This window comes from Aeromonas sp. R6-1, assembly GCF_040908165.1.
Taxonomy (GTDB): Bacteria; Pseudomonadota; Gammaproteobacteria; order Enterobacterales; family Aeromonadaceae; genus Aeromonas; species Aeromonas caviae.
On sequence record NZ_JBFODF010000002.1, the window covers coordinates 1 to 23,746 of the forward strand.

General features: G+C 63.5%; 20 protein-coding genes and 3 tRNA genes. 18 read left to right on the top strand and 5 right to left on the bottom strand.

From position 1 onward, the window contains the following. Positions 1–88, bottom strand: a tRNA-Ser gene (locus AB5Y68_RS00010). A gap of 269 nt (positions 89–357) precedes the next feature. Beyond that, entirely contained in the window at positions 358–2,094 is a 1,737-nt protein-coding gene (gene dauA, locus AB5Y68_RS00015) for a C4-dicarboxylic acid transporter DauA (RefSeq protein WP_039038932.1), read from the bottom strand. Between the two features lie 551 nt (positions 2,095–2,645). On the opposite strand from dauA, the gene AB5Y68_RS00020 reads away from it, so the two are divergent. The 18 genes from AB5Y68_RS00020 to AB5Y68_RS00105 all read left to right on the top strand — a co-directional run bounded on the left by AB5Y68_RS00020 (position 2,646) and on the right by AB5Y68_RS00105 (position 20,991). After that, positions 2,646–2,721, top strand: a tRNA-Asn gene (locus AB5Y68_RS00020). 2 nt (positions 2,722–2,723) lie between these two features. Next, positions 2,724–2,799: transfer RNA gene (locus tag AB5Y68_RS00025), tRNA-Asn, on the top strand. Positions 2,800–2,972: 173 nt separating this feature from the next. Further along, a complete protein-coding gene (locus AB5Y68_RS00030) occupies positions 2,973–3,983 on the top strand; it encodes an AraC family transcriptional regulator (RefSeq protein ID WP_039038934.1) in 1,011 nt (336 codons plus the stop codon). A 178-nt stretch (positions 3,984–4,161) separates the two neighbouring features. After that, positions 4,162–4,296 (top strand): hypothetical protein, encoded by a 135-nt coding sequence (locus tag AB5Y68_RS00035; protein WP_257707510.1) that lies wholly within the window; start codon positions 4,162–4,164, stop codon positions 4,294–4,296. After that, complete coding sequence (locus AB5Y68_RS00040; RefSeq protein WP_039038935.1) at positions 4,293–5,132, top strand: oxidoreductase; 840 nt, start codon at positions 4,293–4,295, stop codon at positions 5,130–5,132. The genes AB5Y68_RS00035 and AB5Y68_RS00040 overlap by 4 nt, the downstream gene beginning before the upstream one ends. Before the next feature lie 350 nt (positions 5,133–5,482). Further along, the gene (locus tag AB5Y68_RS00045) at positions 5,483–6,919 is read left to right on the top strand and encodes a circularly permuted type 2 ATP-grasp protein (protein ID WP_010674397.1); all 1,437 of its coding nucleotides are present in this window, start codon (positions 5,483–5,485) and stop codon (positions 6,917–6,919) included. Next, positions 6,913–7,839, top strand: a complete 927-nt coding sequence (locus tag AB5Y68_RS00050; RefSeq protein WP_039038937.1) for an alpha-E domain-containing protein — start codon at positions 6,913–6,915, stop codon at positions 7,837–7,839. The genes AB5Y68_RS00045 and AB5Y68_RS00050 overlap by 7 nt, the downstream gene beginning before the upstream one ends. Then, positions 7,836–8,636, top strand: coding sequence for a transglutaminase family protein (locus AB5Y68_RS00055; RefSeq protein WP_039038938.1), 801 nt, complete (start codon positions 7,836–7,838; stop codon positions 8,634–8,636). The genes AB5Y68_RS00050 and AB5Y68_RS00055 overlap by 4 nt, the downstream gene beginning before the upstream one ends. Positions 8,637–8,667: 31 nt before the next feature. Beyond that, a complete protein-coding gene (locus AB5Y68_RS00060) occupies positions 8,668–9,369 on the top strand; it encodes a peptidase (protein WP_039038939.1) in 702 nt (233 codons plus the stop codon). A gap of 82 nt (positions 9,370–9,451) precedes the next feature. Beyond that, a complete protein-coding gene (locus tag AB5Y68_RS00065; protein WP_010674393.1) occupies positions 9,452–9,937 on the top strand; it encodes a YqhA family protein in 486 nt (161 codons plus the stop codon). Positions 9,938–10,055: 118 nt separating this feature from the next. Then, the gene (locus AB5Y68_RS00070; RefSeq protein WP_039038940.1) at positions 10,056–10,505 is read left to right on the top strand and encodes a hypothetical protein; all 450 of its coding nucleotides are present in this window, start codon (positions 10,056–10,058) and stop codon (positions 10,503–10,505) included. 4 nt (positions 10,506–10,509) lie between these two features. Next, positions 10,510–13,479 (top strand): YncE family protein, encoded by a 2,970-nt coding sequence (locus AB5Y68_RS00075; RefSeq protein WP_039038941.1) that lies wholly within the window; start codon positions 10,510–10,512, stop codon positions 13,477–13,479. Continuing rightward, positions 13,479–14,318: an FTR1 family protein gene (locus AB5Y68_RS00080; RefSeq protein WP_039038942.1), complete on the top strand. Its 840-nt coding sequence runs from the start codon at positions 13,479–13,481 to the stop codon at positions 14,316–14,318. The genes AB5Y68_RS00075 and AB5Y68_RS00080 overlap by 1 nt, the downstream gene beginning before the upstream one ends. A 75-nt stretch (positions 14,319–14,393) precedes the next feature. After that, positions 14,394–15,818: an FAD-dependent oxidoreductase gene (locus AB5Y68_RS00085; protein WP_039038943.1), complete on the top strand. Its 1,425-nt coding sequence runs from the start codon at positions 14,394–14,396 to the stop codon at positions 15,816–15,818. A gap of 142 nt (positions 15,819–15,960) precedes the next feature. After that, positions 15,961–16,521 carry a hypothetical protein gene (locus tag AB5Y68_RS00090; RefSeq protein ID WP_039038944.1) on the top strand — a complete coding sequence of 187 codons (561 nt, stop codon included), beginning with the start codon at positions 15,961–15,963 and terminating at the stop codon, positions 16,519–16,521. A gap of 200 nt (positions 16,522–16,721) precedes the next feature. Then, complete coding sequence (locus AB5Y68_RS00095) at positions 16,722–17,984, top strand: hypothetical protein (RefSeq protein WP_039038998.1); 1,263 nt, start codon at positions 16,722–16,724, stop codon at positions 17,982–17,984. A gap of 69 nt (positions 17,985–18,053) precedes the next feature. Beyond that, complete coding sequence (locus tag AB5Y68_RS00100) at positions 18,054–19,742, top strand: 6-pyruvoyl-tetrahydropterin synthase-related protein (RefSeq protein WP_039038945.1); 1,689 nt, start codon at positions 18,054–18,056, stop codon at positions 19,740–19,742. A gap of 52 nt (positions 19,743–19,794) precedes the next feature. Beyond that, positions 19,795–20,991 (top strand): Bcr/CflA family multidrug efflux MFS transporter, encoded by a 1,197-nt coding sequence (locus tag AB5Y68_RS00105; RefSeq protein ID WP_039038946.1) that lies wholly within the window; start codon positions 19,795–19,797, stop codon positions 20,989–20,991. 59 nt (positions 20,992–21,050) lie between these two features. On the opposite strand, the gene AB5Y68_RS00110 is transcribed toward AB5Y68_RS00105, so the two are convergent. From AB5Y68_RS00110 to AB5Y68_RS00120, 3 genes are all read right to left on the bottom strand, one after another. Beyond that, positions 21,051–21,617 carry a pyridoxamine 5'-phosphate oxidase family protein gene (locus tag AB5Y68_RS00110; RefSeq protein ID WP_039038947.1) on the bottom strand — a complete coding sequence of 189 codons (567 nt, stop codon included), beginning with the start codon at positions 21,615–21,617 and terminating at the stop codon, positions 21,051–21,053. Positions 21,618–21,650: 33 nt separating this feature from the next. After that, positions 21,651–23,075: a sodium:proton antiporter NhaD gene (nhaD, locus tag AB5Y68_RS00115; RefSeq protein ID WP_039038948.1), complete on the bottom strand. Its 1,425-nt coding sequence runs from the start codon at positions 23,073–23,075 to the stop codon at positions 21,651–21,653. Positions 23,076–23,209: 134 nt separating this feature from the next. Further along, complete coding sequence (locus AB5Y68_RS00120) at positions 23,210–23,683, bottom strand: DUF4357 domain-containing protein (protein WP_010674381.1); 474 nt, start codon at positions 23,681–23,683, stop codon at positions 23,210–23,212. Positions 23,684–23,746: the final 63 nt, after the last annotated feature.

Below are 23,746 nucleotides of genomic sequence, written 5' to 3' on the forward strand. Positions count from 1 at the left end.
TGGCGGTGAGGGAGGGATTCGAACCCTCGATACGTTGCCGTATACACACTTTCCAGGCGTGCTCCTTCAGCCACTCGGACACCTCACCAAATTTTCACTGCTTGAAGTGGCTTTCGGAGCACGTAAACATGCATCTTGCCGACTTCGTCGGTGGGCAGCCACTCGGACACCGCACCCAATTTTGGTCTGTGCTTTTACGTGGTCAGTCAACACGAATTCGCTGCGCCGTTGCGCTGGAACGGGGCGTAATGTAAGGGATAGGCGCGAGGCGGTCAATGCAATTTTTTATCTTTTGCCACTGTTTGCTCAATAACCGAACCAAGTGACTAAAAATATGCCATTTCCTATCCCTTTCCATCAACTTTCAACCGCTTCGTGCAAATGTTCTCCTCGAATCGCCTCTTCCAGCGAACCGTAGAACTCCAGCTCTCCCGCCACCGGACGCACCTTGGCCCGCGCCAGGGTCTTGAGAGGCTGGAATTGCAATTCAGCCACCTTGAGACGGACCCCCGCCTTGGCCATGCGTTTTGCGAACTGCTGGAAGGCGGTGAGACCGCCAGCATCCAGGATGGAGACCGCCTCCATTTGCAGGATCAACTCCTTGTGGTCCTTCACCTGGGCAAGCAATTCGTCAAAAACCCGCTCGGCGGCGGCAAAGAACAGTGGTCCGTTGATCTTGTAGACAAGGGTCGAGGGGGATACCTCGCTGGCATAGCGTTTGTGATCCGCCAGGTTGTGCAGCCTGGTCATCTTGGCGATTTCACGCATGAACAGCAAAGAGGCCAGGATCACCCCGAAGGTGATGGCGATGACCATGTCGAAGATGACGGTCAGCGACAGGCAGACCAGCAGCACCAGTACATCGGATTTGGGCGCCCGGCGCACCAGATCCACCACCTTGTGGGCCTCGCTCATGTTCCAGGCCACCAGCAGCAACAGGGCGGCCATGGCAGAGAGCGGCAACCAGGAGAGCCAGGGAGCCAGCACCAGGATGGCGGCCAGCACCACCAACGCATGGACAATACCGGAAATGGGCGAGGTGGCACCGGCCCGCACGTTGGCGGCGGAGCGCGCGATAGCGGCCGTCGCCGTGATGCCACCGAAGAAGGGGGCCAGGATGTTGCCAAGGCCCTGCCCCACCAGCTCGCCGTTGGAGCTGTGCTTGCGACCCGTCATACCATCGAGCACCACGGCGCAGAGCAGGGATTCGATGGCCCCCAGCATGGCCATGGAGAAGGCGGCGGGCAGCAGCCGCTCGATGGCGGCGAGGTTCCACTCCACCGGCGCCCCGTCCGGCCCCGGCAGCGCCCAGGGCATCACCAGGGTCGGGGCGATGGGGGGAATACCCATGCCCTGACTGCCGTCGGCCAAGGTATAGCTGAACTTGCTGCCGATGGTGGCGACGTCCACCCCGAACTGGTGCAGACCAAACCCGAGCCCCACCCCCACCAGCACGGCGGGCAGATGGCCGGGGACCGGCAGGCGCAATCTCGGCCAGAGCAGCAGCACCGCCAGGGTTGCCACACCCACCAGGGTGTCCCCCCACTGCCAGCTTGGCAAGGCATGGGCCAGCGCCTGTACCTTGCCCAGATAGGTTTCCGGCATATCCAGGACCTGCAGGCCGAAGAAATCCTTGATCTGCAGGGTGGCGATGACGATGGCGATACCACCGGTGAACCCCAGGGTCACCGAGGGGGGAATGTACTCGATGAGGCGCCCGAGACGCGCCATGCCCATGGCCACCAGGAAACAGCCCGAGATCAGGGTGGCCATCAACAGGCCGCCCACGCCGAATTGCTGGGCCACCGGGTAGAGGATCACCACGAAGGCGGCAGTGGGGCCCGAAATGGAGAAGCGGGATCCCCCGGTCACGGCGATGACGATGCCAGCGATGATGGCGGTATAGAGCCCGTGCTGGGGCGGCACCCCACTGGCGATGGCCAGCGCCATGGCAAGGGGAATGGCGATGATGCCGACCGTGATGCCGGCGATGAGGTCGCGGCCAAAGCGCGCCACGCTGTAAGGTTCGTCAATGCAGGATTGGCGCAATGCGATGGCCAGCTTCACGCCTTGTAAGGAAGCTTGATTGTGCATGTCTAGGGTAATACCAGAAGAGGGAGACAAAGGCCGGGGTGAACCGGCACCCGATCATCATCAAGGGCCGGCAGAGCTGTCGACGCGGCGATGGTATCGAAGGCAACCATACCCGACCCGGCCAGATAATTCGATGGGCAGGATCAAGAAATGGCCATTACCCCGCATTATTGTCATCGATAGCTCGCATATCGCCGATTTTCCCTGCCATTCCTTTAATAGATCCCTGGTCATCGCGAACCGGCACCTCCCTCGCATCCCCCACACCTCAGAGGCAAGCCCATCGACAGGGGCGACATCGCCGATTTTCATCGGTTCCCGCCATGATCGGCTTATCCATTGCCTCGCCCCCTCCAGGCCGATGGCACCTTCATCGCCAGCCCGACCGTGGCCGCAGGCAGGGCATCTCAAGCTGCTGATTGTGCTGAAAATAGTCCACAGCGCCCAAGTTTTGGGCAAACGGGCCGAAAAGCCCTTTTTCCGTGGAGTGGCGGGTTGACACCCGTCCGGGGGATCATTAATATCCGCTGCGTCTCGACGAGACAGGCAATTCCTCCTTAGTTCAGTCGGTAGAACGGCGGACTGTTAATCCGTATGTCACTGGTTCAAGTCCAGTAGGAGGAGCCAATTCCCTCGTAGTTCAGTCGGTAGAACGGCGGACTGTTAATCCGTATGTCACAGGTTCAAGTCCTGTCGAGGGAGCCATATTCCATGCCTCAAAGGCCCGATCGCAAGATCGGGCCTTTTTGTTTTGCCTGTCTCTGGCATCCAATGCCACCACATTGGCGCCTTTTGCATGTCAATGCTCTCGCCCTGCCCCCTATACTGGTCCTCATTCCGCTAGCACTGACTTCACCTCGCACGGCAAAGGCGCACGCATGGCACACAAATCTCACTTTTCCCTGGACGTCGGATGGCAGCTACTGCTCAAAGACCTTGGCCTGCCATCCAGGCATGTCTTGCGCAGGGCACTGCTGCCGGAAGACACGTTGTCGCGCGAGAATCATGGGTTGACAACCGATGAGTATTTCCGTTTCTGGCGGGCGCTGGAGCAGGAAGCCAATGACGTCCTGTTTCCCTTGCGGCTCATCGAGACCGTTTCCAGCGAAGTCTTCAGTCCCCCCTTGTTTGCCGCCCTGTGCAGCCCGGATCTGATGCGGGCTGTCCAGCGGCTGGCCAAATACAAGGCGCTCGTTGCCCCCATGAGCCTCGAGATCTCGGTAGGCTCCTGGGGAGAGATGACGCTCTCCCCTCGCTGGCAAGGAGGGCACACCGAGGTCCCGGTCTCCCTGCAGGTGGTGGAACTCGCCTTCTTTGTCCGACTGGCACAGATCGCCACACGTGAGGCGATCTGTGCCGTGCGAGTGACACTGCCTGCGCTCCCTGCTGGAAAGGCACTGCAGCGCTACGAGCGCTTCTTCGGCACCGCCATCACACTTGGAACCCATGCCAGCATTACGTTTTCTGCCGTGGACGTGCTGCACCCCTTTCTCACGAGCAACGAGGGGATGTGGCGAGCCTTCGAGCCCGAGCTGCGTCGCCAGTTGTGCGAAATGGACTCTGCCGCCACCACGGCGGAGCGGGTGCATGCCGTTCTGCTCGAGCTCTTGCCAAGCAACTCGGCCACCATTGAGGTGGCGGCAAGTCGCCTGGGCATGAGCAAGAGAACCCTGCAACGCCGGCTGGAAGAGGAAGGGGAAAACTTTCGAGCCCTGGTCAGCGAGACGCGAAGAAGGCTCGCCTGCCACTACCTTGAGCACACCACCCTGTCTGGAGGGGAGATAGCCTTTCTGCTTGGCTTCGAAGATCCCAACTCCTTCTACCGCGCATTCCAGGATTGGACCGGGCGGACGCTGGAAAGCACTCGCCAGTCATATCGATTCAACTGAGGTCAGCCTCATGACCACCCATATCAATCCCGTCGCGTGCTGCTCGCCGGGGCCACCTTCGCCGTCGCTGGCAGCCGGGAGGCATTTAGCGCCGTCGACTTCACGGCCAATCTGGCCGCCGCCAGGGCCGCGGTCAAGGACGGTGATCGCCGCACAGGCTGACTCGAAAGCAATAGGGATGGCGCAGTTCGATGGCGTCATGGCGCCGTTTGCCAGAACCATGGCATCACGGGTCGGATATGGTATCGATACCGCAGGCAAGCCGATTCTGGACTCGCATGCGATTCATTTTGCTCAAGGATCTTCCATATGAACTCAAACGTTGTGCTCGTCACCGGCGCCTCCTCCGGTATCGGAGCGGCCACCGCCATGAAACTGAAGGCTCTAGGATTCACCGTGTATGCCGCAGCGCGGCGCATCGAACGCATGCAATGCCTGACAGACGCGGGGATCCGCGTCATCGCCATGGATGTGACCCAGGATGCATCTATGCAGGCAGGAGTGGAGAGGATCATCACCGAAACCGGCAAGATCGACGTACTGGTCAACAATGCCGGGTATGGCTCCTACGGCTCGGTTGAAGAAGTCTCTCTCGAGGAGGGTCGCACCCAGTTTGACGTCAATGTGTTTGGCGCCGTTCGCCTCATCCAGCTGGTGCTGCCCCACATGCGCGCCCGACAGACTGGCACCATAGTCAACATCACCTCCATGGGCGGCAAGATCCACACCCCGCTAGGAGCTTGGTACCACGGAACCAAGTTCGCACTGGAGGCCATCAGCGATTGCCTTCGCATGGAGGTGGAACCCTTTGGCATCAATGTAGTAGTGGTAGAACCGGGTGGCATCAAGACCGAGTGGGCCGACATTGCCGCGCAAAAACTGCGCGAGGTCTCCGGCGAGGGGCCTTATGGTCACCAGGCCCTCCCCATGGGGGAGTCCATGATCGGACGCGCCAGCCGCCAGCGCCAGTCCCCGCCGGAACTCATCGCGGATACCATCGCCAAGGCGGTCCAGACCCGTCGCCCCAAGACCCGCTATGCCGTTGGTTTTGGGGCCAGGCCGATGATCTTCCTGCGCCGCTTGTTGCCGGATCGTGCATTTGACCGCTTCATGCGCCTTGCTACAGGGATCCCGCACCAACGCGGCTGACCCAGTCCACCGACACCTCACCCAGGATAGGCTTGCGCCTGAAAGCCCGGCCATCGGTCGGGTTCTTTCTTATCCCCCTGCCCCACCTCGGGGCAAGGGCGCTCGCCTTCCGCCCCCGCATCCCGATGCGCCCGTCCCTTGCCCTCATGGCCTGTTGCCACAAGATGGCGCAGGCTTACCCTCTATGGGGTACCACTCTGGTGCGCCCTGCCTTGCCCCTTGATGACATAAAAGTCATCCATATGATTTTTCAATAAAAAACTACTGACACTGGCCTCGATAGCGACTCAATTGGCTGGCACAGCCCTTGCACTTTGTGATGTACGCAGGGACGTCACAAGGAGTTGCCTATGCTGCCTATCAAGCCCCCCGGACCCGGTTGTTACGACGAGATGCTGCTCACCGACAACCAGTTTCGCGATCATTACCACGCCTACCTCTCGTGGCTGCACCAGACCGACGAGAAGAGCATAGAGCGTAAGCGTGAAGAGGCCGACCTGCTGTTTCGCCGGGTCGGCATCACCTTCAACGTCTACGGAGACGGGGACGGCGCCGAGCGCCTCATCCCGTTCGACAGCATTCCCCGCATCATTCCCGCCCGGGAGTGGCAACATCTGGACAAGGGGATCCGCCAGCGCGTCACCGCCCTCAATGCCTTTCTGCACGATATCTATCACGATCAGCGCATCCTGAAGGCGGGGGTGATCCCGGCCGCCCAGATCCTCACCAATGCCCAGTACCAGCCCTGCATGCAGGGGGTCGACCTGCACCGGGACACCTATGTCCACATCACCGGGGTCGACATCATCCGCAACCACGACGGTGAGTACTATGTGCTGGAGGACAACCTGCGCACCCCCTCCGGGGTCTCCTACATGCTGGAGAACCGCAAGATGATGATGCGCCTCTTCCCGGAGCTGTTTCACAACCAGCCCATCGCACCGGTGGAGCGCTACCCGGCCCTGTTGCTGCAGACCCTGCGCGAGAGCAGCCCGGTGGACAACCCCTGCGTGGTGGTGATGACTCCAGGACGCTTCAACAGCGCCTACTTCGAGCACAGCTTCCTCGCCCAGCAGATGGGGGTGGAGCTGGTGGAGAGCGCGGATCTGGTGGTCAAGGATGGTCAGGTGCTGATGCGCACCACCACGGGGCTGAAAAGGGTGGATGTCATCTATCGCCGCATCGACGACGACTTCCTCGATCCCCTCGCCTTCAACCCGGACTCCCTCATCGGCGTGCCCGGGCTGCTCTCGGTCTACCGCGCCGGCGGCGTGGTGCTGGCCAATGCCATCGGCACCGGGGTGGCGGATGACAAGTCCATCTACCCCTATGTGCCGGAGATGATCCGCTTCTATCTGGGGGAAGATCCCATTCTCAACAACGTGCCCACCTGGCAGTGCCGCGAGCCGGCTGCCCTCTCCCACGTGCTGGCCAATCTGGAGGAGCTGGTGGTCAAGGAGGTCCATGGCGCCGGCGGCTACGGCATGCTTATCGGCCCCTGCGCCAGTCGCGAGGAGCTGGCCCGTTTTCGCGAGCTGCTCAAGGCGCGGCCGGACAACTACATCGCCCAGCCGACCCTCTCCCTCTCCACCTGCCCGACCTTCGTCGACGCCGGCATCGCCCCTCGCCACATCGATCTGCGCCCCTTCGTTCTCACGGGGCAGGAGCTGCGCCTGGTACCGGGCGGCCTGACCCGGGTCGCCCTCACCGAAGGCTCCCTGGTGGTCAACTCCTCCCAGGGTGGTGGCACCAAGGACACCTGGGTCATGGAGGGCAGCCCATGCTGAGCCGCACCGCAAGCGAACTTTACTGGATGTCCCGCCACCTGGAGCGGGCGGAGAACACGGCGCGCATGCTGGACGTCACCCAGACCATGTCGCTGATGCCCTCCATCGACGCCGATCACAGCGAGCTGGTGGCGCCTCTCACCATCAGCGGCACCCATGAGCCCTTCCTGGCCCGCTACGGCCAGGTGAACATGGAGAACCTGCTGCAATTTTTCTGCTTCGACGAGGAGAACCCGAGCAGCATCTTCAGTTGTCTGCGCATGGCCAGGGACAACGCCCACGCCGTGCGGGGCAAGATCCCCGGTGAGGTGTGGGAGAGCATCAACGCCGCCTGGATAGAGATCCGCCGACGCCGCCAGGCGGGTCTCTCCAGCGGTCAGGCCCAGGAGTTCTTCGACTGGATCAAGGAACGCTCCCACCAGTTTCGCGGCGCCACCTATGGCACCATCATGCGCGGTGACGTGCTCTGGTTCCTGCGCCTTGGTACCTTCATCGAGCGGGCCGACAACACGGCACGCATCCTGACCGTGAAGTATCAGGTGATCCGGGAGGACGAGGACAGCGTGCGCGAGTTCTACCGCTGGAACGCCCTGTTGCGGTCAGTGGGCGCTTACGAGGCCCACCAGACCCTCTACAAGACACTCTCCCATGCCTCCATCGCCGAGCTGCTGATCCTGCGCAATGAAGTGCCGCGCTCCCTGCGGGCCTGCCTCGACGAAATGGAGCTGATCCTGGCCCAGATCGAGGGCAACGCCGGTCAGACGCCCCGGCGCCTGACCACCATACTCAACGCCCATCTGACCTATGGCGCCATCGACGATGTCTTTGCTCTCGGCATGCAGGCGTACCTGAGTGATTTCCTCAGCGACATCGGCGCCATCGGCCAGAGCATCCACGCCGCCTACCTGGAGGTATTATGAGACTCATCATCGATCACCAGACCCGCTACCACTATGCCGACGTGGTGCGCCGCAGCACCCAGTACCTGCGCCTGACCCCCCACAGCACGGCCCGCCAGCAGATCCTCTCCTGGGAACTGGAGCTGCCGGGGGAGGCCACCTGCACCACGGACGGTTACGGCAACATACTGCACGTGCTGAGCCTGGAGTCCCCCCACGAGGGGATCCTGATCCGCGCCCACGGGGAGGTGGAGATCTGCGACGACGCCCCGGAAGATGAGGAGTCCTCCCTCATCTCTCCCCTGAGCTACCTGAGGCCCACCCCCCTCACCCGCCCGACCCCGGCCCTGCAGGATCTCGCGAAGGCCTGCCTGCCAGAGGCGCCGACCCTGGCCGACTTGCAGAGCCTGATGGCACGCATCCTGGTGCTGATGCCCTATCAGCCCGGCAGCACGGATGCCACCTTCAGCGCAGACGAGGCCCTTGCTTCGGGCAGTGGCGTCTGTCAGGACCACACCCATGTCTTCCTGACCTGCTGCCGCCACGCCGGCCTGCCGGCCCGGTACGTGAGCGGTTACCTTTACAGCCAGGACAACAGCCACGTGGCGATGCACGCCTGGGCCGAGGTGTGGATCGAGGAGCGCTGGCACACGTTCGACGTCACCAACCTCACCAACTCCACCAGCGAGCACCTCAAGCTCGCAGTCGGCATGGATTATCTGGATGCCTGTCCGGTGCGCGGCGTGCGCTATGGCGGCGGGTGCGAACAGTTGCAGAGCCAGGCGCAGGTGACCCGCCTGGATGGACAGCAGCAATGAAGACCGGGAGAGTCCTGGCGGGAGTGCGGTCATGACCTATTGCGTCGCCATGTGCCTGCAAGACGGCATGGTGTTTGCGTCCGATTCGCGCACCAATGCGGGGGTGGATCACATCGCCACCTTCCGCAAATTGCACCTCTTCACCCGGGAGGACAGGGTGATAGTGCTGCAAAGCGCGGGCAATCTGGCCACCACCCAGAGCGTCATCAGCCTGCTGACGGAGGGGCAGGAGCTCCTTGCCCTCCCCAGCCTCTACGAGGCTGCCGCCCTCATCGGCCAGACCATACGCACCGTCATCAGCCGGGATGGGGGTCAGCAGCAGGGCCATATCAACTTCGGCTGCAACATCCTGCTGGGGGGGCAGATCCGGGGGGAGCGCCACCGCCTGTTCCACATCTACCCGGAGGGCAACTTCATCGAGGCGAGCGCCGACACCCCCTACTTCCAGATTGGTGAGAGCAAGTACGGCAAGCCCATCATAGATCGCATCATCAGCCATGAGACGCCGCTTCAAACCGCCCTGCAGTGCGCCCTCATCTCCATCGACTCGACCCTGCGCAGCAATCTGTCGGTGGGCTTGCCCCTGGATGCCCTGGTCTATCACGAGGGCAGCTTCTCGGCGACGAACCAGCACCGCATCACCGAACAGAACCCCCATTTCGTGGCGCTGCGAAAGGCCTGGGGCGAGGGGTTGCAGCAGTTGTTCCAGGGCCTGCCCACTTTCCCCCTCTAGGCCGGGCGGGAGGCGCCAAGGCGCTTTCCCGCTCCTTTCTTTCCGGATATTCTGGCTGCCTTCCTTTTCGATGGAGTTTCCCATGCGCCGCTTCAACGTCATGCTCAACGGCAGCCGGTTGATGATGTTCCCCTTCTATGTCTGCATCCTTATCTGTGTCGCCCTCCTGATGGTGAAGTTCGCCATGCAGCTCTATGTGCTGTGCCGCGACATCATCGACATCCACTATCTGGATCTCATCACGGGGGTACTCACCCTGGTGGACTTCGTGCTGGTGGCCCAGATGCTGATCCTGGTGGCCATCTGCGGCTACGTGCAGTTCATCAAGACCCCGGAGCAGCGAGCGGCCCTTGGCGATAACTGGCTCAGCAAGATCAACTTCGCGTCCCTCAAGCTCATCGTCATCAACTCCCTGGTGACCATCGCTGGCATCGAGGTGCTCAAAGCCTTCCTCGACGACGGCACCGGTAACGAGATCGAGATGAAGTGGTCGGTCATCGTCTTCCTCGCCTTCTCCACCGCGGCACTTATCTATGCGGTGACCGAGCGGCTGGCGGAGCACAAATAGGGCCCGGCGCCATTCAGGGTCTATTCATCAAGAGCCGAATTGATAACTCTTTTCATTACCCTTACTGCATTGTAAACTTGCTCGCCCCGGGCTGAACCGCCCGGGAGCTGGAGCACCCATGACGAGTCTTTCCCTCTCACCACGACACTGCTGGCAGTGGCTGGCCTATCACCATCAGGCGGCCGAGGGTGCCCTTTATCTGATGTTTTTCTCCGGTCTGCTGCTGTGGGAACCCCTGACGCCGACCTGGTCCCTGGCGCGCTGGAACCTGTTTTTGCACGTCGCCCTCTCGCTCACCCTGTTCCCCTTGCTGTTTGGCGCCTTCTGGCTCTCCCATCGCAGCCTGCTGCGCAAGAGCCGCAAGCCTTTTCTGCGCACCACCGGGCGCATCATCGAAGCCTTGCTGCTGATCTGTCTGGCCAGCGGACTGGTGCTGGTGCTGCACGGCACCCCGGGGGATAGCCTCGGCAACCTTGCCAGCTGGGCCCACTGGCTGAGCGCCCTCGCGTTGACGCCCCTGGTGCTGCGCCACGCCTGGCGCTGGACCATCTTGAAATGGCGCACCTGATCTTATGTTGAAGTTGTTGTTATCCCTGATGTTGGCCGCCCTGCTGCTGGGGACCGCCTCGGCCCGGGAGATGGGCGCCGCCATGATTGCCTATGACGAGGGGAGCGCCCCGCGCCTGGTCACCGCCAACCAGAGTGCCGGCTCGGTCACCCTGCTTGAGCGCGATAGCGGCAAGCGACTTAAAGAGGCACAACTGGGGGGCGATCTGCGCCAGCTGGCCCGCGCCGATGACGGCACCCTGCTGGTCACCGATTACAGCGGCGATCGCCTGCTGCTCTTGGAGGATGATCTCGAGCAGGAAAAGGCGATCCCCACCGGCCATAGACCCTATGGCGTCATCTTCGATCCCAAGCGGCGCTGGTTCTGGGTCACGCTGTTCGAGGGAGGGCGCCTTCAGGCTTATGACAGGGCGGGCAACCTCCAGCTGGATGCAAAAACCGCCGAGACTCCCCGCGGGCTGGCACTGACCGACGACGATCGCCTGCTGCTCACCCACGCCATGACAGGCCAGCTCGCCATCTATGATCTCGCCAAACTTGAGAAGGGCGCTAAGGGGGCTACTCTGCCCAAGCCCAAGCTCATCACCCTGGCGGAAACCCACAGCGATACCCCGAGCGACTCCCAGGGCTTGCCGCGCCTGCTGGACGGCATCGCTCTCTCCCCCGATGGCAGCGAAGCCTGGCTGCCCCACGTGCTCTGGAGCTTTGACCACCCCTTCCAGTTTCAGAGCACCGTCTTCCCGGCGGTCTCCATCATCGATCTCGATGAAGAGAAGGAGCGGGTCGATGAAAGAAAACAGCTCTTCTTGCAGATCAACCTGCCCAGCGTCGGCAACCGCAGCCAGATCGTCTCCAACCCGTTCGCGGCGCGCTTCGCCGCCGATGGCAAGCGGGTCTACCTGACCCTGGCGGGTTCCGAAGACTTGCTGGTGTTCGACCTGTCGCGCAGCGGCAAGCAGAACAGCAACCGCCACCGCCGCAAGAAGTTTCAGGGGGGCGCCAAGGCGACCCAGCTCTTGCGTCACCTGCCGGGCCAGAATCCGCGCGATCTGCTGATCGATGGCGACCACATCCTGGTGCACAACGTCATGGGGCAGGATCTCACCCGTCTCAATAGCGGCGGCAGCGGCCCGTTTGCCCGGGTCACCGTCGATGTGCCCCACTTCGCCAAACTGGTAGAGACCGATCCCCGCCCCGCAGCGCTCAAGCGCGGCGAGCGGTTGTTCAACCTGGGTAATACCGCCGCCAACAGCCGCTTCCCCATGGCGGGGGACAACTGGATGAGCTGCAACTCCTGCCATCTGGACGGGTTCAATTTCACCAACCGCTATCTGATGGCGGCCCATCGCCAGCAGAGCGGCGACAACGCCATCAACGGCCACGCCAACCTCGCCAACATGGTGGCGGGGGACTTTATCGGCGAATACCTGCGCATGACCCAGCAGACCCAGGGCGGCATGGGCCATGACACCCGCGATGGGGCCGAAGCGGTTGACCCCGCGAGGCCCCAGCCCGAGGTGCAGGCGATGATGGAGGATCTGCACGCTTTCGTGACCAGTGACGGCAACCTCCCCTATCTGGCCAACTGGCTCAGGCTCGATGCCCCGCGCAGGGATCCTGCCAAGGCGCCGACCACCCACCCGAAAGAGTGGCTCAACTCCGCCTCCTGCCAGAACTGCCACCAACAGGCGTTCAAGGACTGGAGCGAGAGCAACCACCGGCTGATGGGCAACTCCCACCCCTACTACAAGGTGGTGCAGGCGCTGGCCCGCGAAACCGAGGGCGAAGCCTTCGGCCAGTGGTGCCAGGGCTGTCACATGCCCCAGCAGGTGATGAACGGCCAGACTGATCTGCCCAAGGGCTCCCACATGTTCGAGCAGGGCGGAGCCTCGCTCATTGCCGCCCACAAGGCGGGCGAACCTGTGATTGAGGAAGGGACTGGCTGTGTGCTCTGTCATCGCATCACCAAGCTCGAGGATGCCGGCGGCAACAGCGCCTTTACGGTCAATTTGAAAGACCGCGAGAGCTATGTGTTCGAGGATGCCCCGGGGGGCAGCCTCCAGCACTGGCTGGCAGAGCGGCAGATCAACGCCCGCCCCGCCATGCACAAGGCCTCCTACCAGAAGGATTTCTACCGGGACGCGGCCCTGTGCAAGTCGTGCCACAACGAGTTCGCCCCCGGCACCGGCGCCAATATCGTCAACACCTGGGATGAGTGGGAAAAATCCAGCTTCGCCAAAGCCGAAGATCCTGCCAAACGGCGCACCTGCATCGACTGCCACATGAACCCTACACCTGGCAACGGCGGCGCGCCGGTGGCGGGCCAGTCCACCGAAAACGGCACCGTGAAAGAGCGGCTCTATCGCCACAACTTTACCGGCGCCCAGCATCAGCTGGTGGGGCTGAGGAGTGCAACCCTCGAGCAGGAGAGCCTGGCGCTCTTGCGCTCAAGCGCCACCCTCTCGGCCCGCATTGAAAACCAGAGCGGCCAACCTGCGCTGATAGTGAGAGTCGCCAATACCGGCGCCGGCCACGCCCTGCCCACCGGGGTCGCCGATTTCCGTGAACTCTGGCTGGAGCTGACCGTCACCGACGCCAGCGGCAAGCGGGTGCTTGAAAGCGGCCAGCCGGTGAACGGCGCCGTCCCTGAGGATGCGCGGCTGTTCAGAAAAGTGTTCGGCGACGCCGAAGGCAAGCCGGTGGGGCTCAAGTTCTGGCGCTACGCCAAGCTCCTTGAAGACACCCGCATCCCGGCCGATGGCTGGCGCGATGAAGTCTGGCCACTGCCGGCGGATGCTCAGGGGCCCTTCAAGGCCGATATCAAACTCAATTTCCGCACCTACCCCAAGTGGGTCAATGATGCGGTGCGCGCCGCCGAGCCGAGCTTGCCGGAGCCACCCATAGTGCAACTCAATCGGCTGCAACTGACCCTGCAGCCCCTCCCCGTTACGCCCGATACGGAGCCTCAATCCTGATGTTCGCAAGTTTTCTCATTACCCTGCGCGAGGGGCTGGAAGCCTTCCTGCTGGTCGGCATCTGCCTCTCCTACCTCGCCAAGCTGGGGGCAAGCCGCTACAACAAGTTCATCTATCTGGGGGTGGGCCTAGGTCTCGTCGCCTCCCTTGTCGTCGCCTTCCTGTTCCAGGTGGTGGTGAGCCAGTTCGAGAGCGAGCGCTATAACCATTTGCTGATGGCGGGGATCCTGATCTTCGCCACCCTGGTGCTCACTTATATGGCTATCTGGATGCAAAAACAGGCCAAATCCCAGGTGGGGGCCATGACGGCGCGCATCGATGCCGCCATCGACGGTGGCAACCTGTTTGGTCTGGTGCTGCTCGCCTTCCTGGCGGTGATGCGCGAAGGCTTTGAAACCGTGCTCTTCTTCTCGGCCCTGGTTTACTCCGGGCAAGGGGTGGATCTGCACCAGGGGCTGATGGGCGCGCTGGCGGGGCTGCTGGTCTCTGTGGTGCTGGTGTGGGGGCTGCTGCGCTCCACCCGCAAGGTGGCGCTGGCCCCCTTCTTCCGCTGGACCGGCCTGCTCATCATCATCATCGCCGCAGGCTTGCTCTCGTCCGCCGTCAACATGTTGCAGGCAGCGGACGTCATCACCTTCTGGACCACGCCGGTCTTCAACATCAGCCACATCCTCGACGATCAGGGGGTATTCGGCACCTTCCTGCGCGCCCTGTTTGGCTACAACGCCTCACCGGCCGGCCTGCAGTTGCTGACCTGGGCCGGCTACCTCATGATCTTTGTCACCCTCTGGCATCGCAGCTATCGCCCCCAGGGGAGCGCCGCCCCGACCAGGGGCTGAGCCCGGGGAGCACACTCTGTTCGGGAGCCGCGCACAGGCGCGCTCCCCCAGCTATCACGCCGTTTCGGAACACTCATGAACGACAACAACAAGAAGCACATTGCGGTGCTGGGCGCCGGCCCTGCCGGCCTGATGGCCGCCTGGCGCCTGCGCCAGGCCGGTTTTGCGGTCACCCTGTTCGAGCAGGAGCCGGTCGTGGGCGGCATGTGCGCCACCCAGACCTTCAAGGGGCGCGACGGCGAGTATCGCTTCGACTACGGCGGCCACCGCTTCATCACCAAGAACCCCGAGCTGCTCGCCTTTATCGACGAGCTGATGGGGGACGACCTGCTCCACGCCGAGCGAAAGAGCGTGATCCGCTTTGGCGGGCGTACCTATGACTACCCCTTGAACCTGCCCAATTTGCTCAAGACGGCGCCGCTGGCCCTGATGGCCGGTGCGGTGAAGGATCTGCTGCTGTTGCCCTTTGCCAGGAAGCCCACCGATTTTGCCAAGGCGAGCTTTGCCGAGTGGATCCAGAGCCACTTCGGTCGCACCCTCTACCGCCAGTTCTTCGAGGGCTACACCGGCAAGTTGTGGGGCATCAACCCGGACAAGCTCTCTGCCGACTGGGCTGGCCAGCGCATCAGCCTCATCGATCTCAAAGACGTAGCGCGCCGCCTGTTGCCAAGGCGCAACGGCAGCATGTCGGTGCGCACCTATGCCCGCAAATATCGTTATCCAAAGTATGGCTTTGGCCAGATCTTCACCACCCTGGGGGAGCGGCTGGTGACAGAGGGCGTCACACTCAAGACCGGCGCCACCATCACCCGTCTCGAGCAGGCTGATGGCCGCATTGAACGGGTGTATTGGAAACAAGATGACGTGGAGCAGAGCGAGCGCTTTGATCAGGTGATCTCCACCCTGCCGCTGCCGCTCACCTGCCAGCACCTGGGCTTGCCGTGCGATCTCCACTACCGGTCGCTTCGCTTCGTCAATATGCCCCTCAAACAGGAGAACCTGTCGGACAACACCTGGCAGTACCTCTCCGACCCCCATATTCTGGCGACCCGTCTGCAGGAGCCGCGCCGGCGCAGCCCCTTTATGGCGCCACAGGGGCAAACATCCGTGATGCTGGAGATCCCCTGCAACCCGGGGGATGCCACCTGGCAGGCACCGCTCTCTGATCTGCGCGGTCGGGTCACCGCCGATCTCGCCAGCCTCAGCGTCGATACAGCCAAGCTCGGCGATGAGACCTTCGAAGCGCGCAGTGAATACGCCTATCCGCTGATGGATCTGGGCTATCAGGCCCGCCGCAACGAAGCCATCAAGGCGCTGATGCCGATAGGCAACCTCATCATGACCGGCCGTCAGGGGACATTCCGCTACATCTTCACCGACACCGCCATGGAGATGGGGATGATGGCCGCAGACATGGTGATCGACGGGGTGGACAGACGTCACGCCATCTTCAATCATCGCAACGAAAATACCGTGATCGAAACCCAGAGCGTGGCGTGAGCACGATGACTGGTGTTCAACAGGCAAACAGACGCCGCAACACCTTCAATCATCGCAACGAAAATACCGTCATTGAAACCCAGAGCGTGGCCTGAGTGCCGCGCCATGGGCATAACCTCTTGGCATAAATAAGGAGAACAGGATGACCATCCGCCCGGGTTTACTCGCCCTCACCCTGCTGCTGACCCTGAGCGGTCAGGCGCAGGCTTACTCCTACGCCGCCGCCGGCAAGGAGCTGCTGATCGATGCCCGCGAGGCACTGCTGGGCGCCGCCACTGACGGCAAGGATGCCAGCGCCACCTTGAGCGAGATTGCCGAGGAGCTGACCTATCTGGAGGAGCACCACAAGGTGGAGCTGCAAGCACCGCTGGCCGCCGCCATCAAGGCCAAAGACGCCGCGGCTACCGCGGCCCTGCTCAACCGGGCCTACAAGGCGGAGATCGAGCGCCGCCTCGAGGGGGCCAGCCAGAACCTTGGCGACTACCAGACCGCCAAGGTGCTGGTGGTCAAGAGCAAGCGCTTCCTCGATTTGATCCTCCCCTCCCTCGATGAAGGGGATCGCAAGGCCGCCGAACAGGCGCTGGCCAAGGTGCTCGATGCCATCGGCAACCCGGGAGTGTTCGGGGTGGGCGCCAAGCCCGCCGATGCCACTGCCTTCACCGAGGCCGAAAAAGCGCTGATGGCCGTGCTGGCGCCGCTTTGATGGCAACCTGCCAATCATTGCGCCGCCTCGCTGTGACAAACGGTGGGTTTCGCTGCGCTCTACCCACCCTACGCACGGCCTACCGATAAATGCACCCGGACGCCGGTTTGCCCCCTTCTCCCCTTGCGGGAGAAGGGCTGGGGATGAGGGGTAAGGTAATGGCCCGGCGTTGGCCTTCCCCCTGCTCCACCACCATTTGGCTGCTCATTCTGCTGCAACTGGCCTGGCTTGGCTGGCTACTGACCTTCCCCGTGGCGCTCGATTCCGACGATGCCCTGAACTTCGCCCACGGGGTGGTGCGCTTCAGCGTACTGGAGTTCTCCCCCCACTTTCCGGGCTACCCCGCCTTTATCTGGCTGGCACGGCTGATCAATCTGGCGGTGGACGATCCGGCCCGCGCGGTGCAGTGGGCAAGTCTCCTCGGGAGCAGTTTGCTGGCGCCGCTCGCCTCCTTCCTCTCGGTCAGATTGTGGCAGCGGCCCAGCCTGCTGGTGCCGGTCTGGCTGCTGGTGCTGGCCCTGCCGCTCACCCCGACCCTGGCGCTCTCCGGCCTCTCGGATGGGCCGGCGCTGGCCGCCTGGCTCGGCACACTCTTGACCTTGCAGCAGCGCAAGATAGCGCTGGCGGGTCTGCTGCTGGGCCTTATGCTTGCGCTGCGCCCCTCCTACTTCGTGCTGGCCCTGCTGCCCCTGTGGCTCGGGCTGGCGCAGCAGGGCAACCGCGTCAGATTTGTGCTCCCCATCGCGCTGGTAGGGCTAGCCTGCCTGCTGTTTGTCTGGCAGGCCGACGGCTGGGCCTATTTTGCCGAGGGGCGGCGCTTTACCGACGGCCACTTTACCCTCTGGGGCAACACGGCGGCAGCCCACGGGGATCGACTGCTGAGCTGGGCCAATACCTTCAACGATCAGCTCACCCCGCTCTGGCCACTCTTGATGGGGGCCTTGCTGATACTGCCGCTCTGGCAACGCTCAAAGGATCACAATCCAGCCCCCTCCGTGCTCTGGCCTCTCTACTGGCTCGTTCTGCTGCTCTGGACCCTGTTTGGCCAGAATCCGGACAATCCCCGCCATCTTGCGCCCATCACCCTGCTCGGTATCGTGCTGCTGGCAGGCTGGCTGCCACGCCGAGGAGTTGGGCAGGTCGCGTTGGCCGGATTGCTGCTGCTCGCGGTGACCCTCACCCCAGCCCGTCCATCCGCCATGGTGCAGGCGGCCAGGGTCGCCGAAAAAAACTGCCCGGCGCTGGTGACCCAGTGGGGAGTGAGGCTGCTTAGGGAAACCACAACCCTGCCCGTCACCGACGGCTGGTACCGGGGGGATGCCGCCCTTGCGCTCACCCAGGGGGCCTGCCGCCTCAGCCGCCGCCCCCTGGGGGCAGAGGCGCTACCAGGCCCTTATGACACCCTCTGGTTTGCCCCCCGCTTTCACGCCGAACCCGGCCTCTGGCTCGCCCTGCCCCGCTGAACCGGGCACTTGCGAGGGCATCGCACGACTCGTCTACACTCACAGCCGGGTCTGTCAGGAACCAGTGCAATGGAAAGAAACACGAGCGGAACCAAGGAGGGGATACGGGTCGCGCTGGCCCTGTTGCTGGCCTGCGCCCTGCTGATGCTGCCTCTCTGGTGGCAGGGGGGCAGCCAGGGACACGATCTGTTTCATCACCTGCTCTCCGGCCACTACTTTGCCCGCCAGCTCTGGCAGGGGGAACTCTATCCCCGCTGGCTGATGGCCATGAACGGCGGCTTCGGCAGCCCCACCTTCTTCTTCTATCCCCCGCTCCCCTACTACGTCAGCGCCCTCTTTGCCGGGCCCGGTGCCCACCCCCAGCAGGCCATCTACCCTTTGCTTGGCAGCGCCACCCTGGCCCTGCTGCTCTCCGGGGTGTTTGCCTATCTGTGGCTGCGTGCCACCACGCCCCCTGGCCGGGCCCTGGCCGCCAGCCTGCTCTATCTGGCGCTGCCCTATCATGTCGCCATGGATCTCTATGCCCGCTTCGCCCTGGCGGAGTTCTGGGCCTTCGCCTGGGCTCCCCTTATCCTGCTGGGGCAGGATCTCGCCCACCGCGGACGACCTCAGGGGTTGCCCCTGCTGATCCTGGGGCTGGCGCTGCTGGCCTTCTCCCACCTCCCCAGCCTCTTGCTCATGATGGGGCTGGTCACCTTGCGCGCCTTCTGGTTCGCCAGACGCACCCGCACTCTGACGCCCTGCTGGCAAGCCCTCGGCGCCCAGGGTGTGGGGCTTTGCATGGCAGCCGCCCTGCTGCTGCCCGCCCTGGCGGATCAGGGGGCCATCTCCATGGAGCTGATGCGTGGCGGCATGTTCGACTACAGGCGCAACTTTCTCGACCGCCTGCCCAGCGCCTGGGAGGACTGGCGTTTTCGCGGTCACCTGGCGTGGCAGAGCATGCTGACCCTGGTCCTGCTGCTCATCGCCTGGGCCGCCGCCCGGGAGCCGCGCCACCCCGAGCTGCTGTGCTGGGGGGCGATCGGCGTCGTCGCCTTCCTGATGATGCTGCCCCCGAGCCAGCCTCTCTGGGGCCTGCTTCCCCCCTTGCAGCGGGTGCAGTTTCCCTGGCGGCTCAACCTGGTGCTCGCCCTTGCCACGGTCGCCGTGGTGGCGCTCGGCACCCAGCCCCATCGTCTCTGGCAGGGGCTCTGGTGGGGAGTATTTCTGCTGACCCTCCTCTCCACCCTCGCCTATGTGCGTCACGCCCCCCTCACCCAGGCCCCCGAACGGGAGGCCATGGCATTCGAGTTCGACAGCAAGCGCAGTGCCCGGGAATACAGGCCAAGGCAGGTGCCGGGGGGCATGTTCGCCCCGACCCTGCTCGCCTGGAAGGAGGAGTTCCAGCCGCCCGTCAGCGCCGAACCGCCAGGCGCAAGCTGGACCCTGACCCGCTGGCAACCCCGCGCCCTGGCGCTGGAGGTCAAGGCCCGGGTGCCGACCCGGCTAGTCCTGCACCAATACCATTACCCCGGCTGGGAGGCCCGCCTCGACGGGCACCTGGCGCTGACGGTGAGCGCCAATCGCCAGGGGTTGATGCAACTCTGGGTTCCGGCGGGCCACCACAGCCTCACCCTGACCCTGGCGGCACGCTGGCCGGAGCGCACCGGCAATGCCCTCTCCCTGCTCGGATGGCTTGCCTGGCTCTGGCTGCTCTGGCGCCACACCAGACAAAAGGGCATCGGGCAGGATGCACCTGATCGCGCCCGCCAAAACTGATAGACTCAACACCTGCCTCTTAACCCGGCCCAGCCCACGACTCGGATACCCTATGCCCCAAGCCAGCTCCCTCTCCCCCCGTTTCCTCTTCATCCTGCTCGGTGCCCTGGCGGGCCTGACTCCCCTCGCGGTGGACATGTATCTGCCCGCCATTCCCGCCATCGCCCGGGATCTGGCTACCAGCATCGACGGCGCCCAGCTCACCATCAGCGCCTTCCTGGGGGGCTTTGCCATCGGTCAGCTCTTTTACGGGCCGCTCGCCGACAGCTTCGGCAGAAAGCCGGTGATCCTGGCGGGCCTGACGATGTTTGCCGTGGCCTCCGTGGGCTGCGCCATGGCGGACTCCCTGCCTGAGCTCCTCGCCTGGCGCATGTTGCAGGCCGCAGGGGGCGCCGCGGGTTCCGTGGTGGTCAATGCGCTGCTGCGCGACCTGTTCGAGAAGGATGCGTTTTCCCGCGCCATGTCCTTCGTCATCCTGGTGATGACCCTCGCCCCCCTGGTGGCCCCCGTGATGGGGGGGTACATCAGCGCTCACAGCGACTGGCGGGTCATCTTCTGGCTGCTGGTGGCCATCAGCCTGCTCATCTGCCTGGTGATGCAGTGGAAGATTGAGGAGACCCTCAAACCCGAGCACAAGCAGCCCCTGCGACTCGGGCAGGTGCTTCGCAACTACTGGGGGGTGCTCTCCCACCGTGGTGCCATGGGCTATGTGCTGTGCGGCGCCCTGTCGAGCTCCGGCATGTTCGCCTTCCTGAGCGCCTCCCCCTATGTCTACATCGAGTATTTCAAGGTGCCGACCGAGCACTACGGCTGGCTCTTTGGTCTCAATATCCTGCTGATGATGGTGGTCACCTTCGCCAACAGCCGGCTGGTGAAAGGGGTGGGTGCCGAGCGCATGCTGCGATACGGCCTGACCGTGCTGCCGCTCGCCGGGGCCCTGCTCATCTACAACGCCTGGAGCCAGACTGGCGGCCTGTGGGGCATCGTCATCCCCGTCGTGCTCTTCGTCGGCCACATCAGCCTGGTGGGGGCCAACGCCATGACCGGCCTGATGGGCCACTTCCCCCAGTCCGCAGGCACCGCCTCGGCGCTGGCGGGCACCCTGCGCTTTGGCCTTGGGGCCCTGGTGGGGGTCCTGGTCAACCTCAATCCCCCCGAATCGCCGCTCCCCATGGCCATCGCCATCGCAGGTTGCGGCCTGGGGTCGGCCCTCAGTTACTGGCTGCTGAGCGGCAAGCGCGTCCCCTGATGCCTTGCAATGAAAAAGCCCTGTCCATGGACAGGGCTTTTTGCATCGGGGCGCAGGCCTCAGTCATCGGCCTGCAACCCGCTGCGAGCCAGGATCTCGCTCTCCAGCCCATCCAGGCTTAGCTGGTTCTTCTTGCGCCAGTAGGCCTCTATCCCCTCCTGCCCCTGGCGTGCCGACCAGTTGGCAAGATCCTCCCTGTCTCCCTGATAGTCAAACAGGGGCACCGACATGCCGCACGACGTCTGAACCCGTTCAATGTCCAGCAGGAAGATCTGACGAGCCGCCACGCTTGGGGGGAACAGCGCCAGCAACGACGGCCACTGCGGATCAGTGCGGTGCAGCACCCGTGCCTGGCCATAGGCCCGCAGAATAAGCGGCGCCCCCTCGAAGGCGCAAAACATCACCGTCATGCGCGGCTGTTGCAGCACCTGGGCCGCGGACTCGTTGCCGCTGCCGGTCAGGTTGAGCCAGGCCAGGGTGCGGGCATCGAGGACGCGCAGCGAATCCCCGCCCTTGGGGGAGAGATTGACCGATCCCTTCGCGGCCGCCGTACCGACGAAGAAGATCTTCTGCCCCTCGATAAAGGTGACATGGCGCGGCAAAAGCGCCTCGAACAGTTGTCCCATCTTGCCTCTCCCTGGTGCCTGGAACCGGATTCCCTAAAACAGGGCGCTGTTGAGCCACAGGTGCGCCCCTATGCCGACCATATAGCCAAGCAAAATGGCAGGCAACCACTTGAGGTGCCCGACGAAGGTATACATGCCCCTGGCCTGCCCCATCAGGGCCACCCCGGCGGCGGAGCCGACCGAGAGCAGACTGCCCCCCACCCCGGTGGTCAATGTCACCAGCAGCCACTGCCCCGTGCTCATCTGCGGCTCCATGGAGAGCACGGCGAACATCACCGGAATGTTGTCGATCAGGGCGGAGAGCAGGCCGATGACGACGTTGGCCAGGGTCGGATCGCCACCGTCATAGAGGAAATGGGAGGCAAGGGCCAGATACCCCATAAACCCGAGGCCGCCGACGCACATCACCACCCCGTAGAAGAAGAGCAGGGTGTCCCACTCCGCCTTGGCAATCTTGTTGAACACATCGAACGGCACCACCGAACCCAGACGCAGCAGCCTGGCCTCGTCCCCGGTGCGCTCATACAGCGCCCGTGCCCGGGCCAGGGTGACGGGCTGGGTCTTTCGCAGATAGAAACTGAAAAATTGCAGGTAGCCCAGCCCCATCATCATGCCGAGCACGGGGGGCAGCCCCAGGAAGTGATGGCAGGCGACTGCGGTCACTATGGTGAGCACAAAGAGCAGCACGATGACAACGGCGCCGCGCCTTGGCACCACCATCTCGCCCGGCATGGCGGGCACCAGACGGGGCACCATCAGGCTCATCAGGGTGGCCGGCACCAGGAAGTTAAGCAGGGCGGGGATGAAGAGCAGCAAGAACTGCTGGAACGGCACCTTGCCCGCCTGCCACACCATCAGGGTGGTGATGTCGCCAAAGGGGCTGAAGGCGCCGCCCGCATTGGCTGCCACGACGATGTTGATGCAGGCCAGGTTGATGAAACGGCGCTCTCCATTGGCCACGTTGAGCACCACTGAGCACATCAGCAGCGCCGTGGTGAGGTTGTCCACCACGGGGGAGATGAAAAAGGCGAGAAAACCGGTGAGCCAGAAGAGCGTACGCAGGCTGAATCCCGCCTGCACCAGGCGTACCCGCAGCACGGCGAACAGCAGCCTGTCCTCCATGGCGTTCACATAGGTCATGGCCACCAGCAAGAAGAGCATCAGCTCGGCATACTCCAGCAGGTTGTGCCGAAACCCGGCCTGAACCAGCTCGCTGTGCCCCTGCCCCGTATAGACCAGGCCGATGGCTATCCAGATGATGCCGGCGGCCACCAGCACCGGCTTGGACTTTCGCAGCTTCAGGTACTCCTCGGCCATCACCAGGGCATAAGCCAGGGCGAAGATGGCGAGGGCGAAGAGCCCGACCCCGCTGTGGGTCAGATCGAGGGGGCCGTTGCCCGCAGCGGCGGGGGCACTGAGCAGGGCCGCCCCGGGCACGAGGCGAAGGAGTCCAGACATGGCGGCATCTCCTGGCAGGCGTCTGGCATTGAGGCTAGCAGCGCAAAAGGAAGCCGCCTCTTTGTCATCCTGATGAGCGGCCCGCCGCGGGCACTCAGGCAAACATGAGCGAGGCCCGTTGCCGGGCCCCGTCATCAGGAGGTCTTCTTGCCAAAACCCGATTGCTTGAGGGTGTAGCCTGCGCTGTTTTGCCAGGCATCCAGCCCGCTTCGGTTGTTGCCCGCCACCAGGCTCGCGGCCAGGCTCGGGCTGTTGAAGAGCTGATCGGCGGTAAAGATGAAGCCCCCTTCGGGGTGGGGAACGAGCACCCCCTTGCCCAGCAGCTCCTGGCGCAGCTCGATCACCGCCTCGCGCAGGGAGGCCGCATCCTCGCCGTTGGCGGTGGAGCCCGCCTGGACCATGAAACCGGGGTTTTGCCGCTTGCCCACCGGATAACCATGGGCCTCTGCCCCCTTGCCGTTGAAGTGGTAGAGCTCGCGCTCCCCCGGCTTGTTGTCGGAGAGGGCCTTTTGCAGGGTCATCAGCTCGTTGTAGATATCGATGGGGACCACGGCAGCCTGCTTGACGCCCTTGCTGTCGACGATAAAACTGACTTGCTTGTGTAACATCCTTGCTCATCCTGTGACCCATGGAAGGCCCTATTCTAACCACCTCAGGCAAGCGGGATCCAG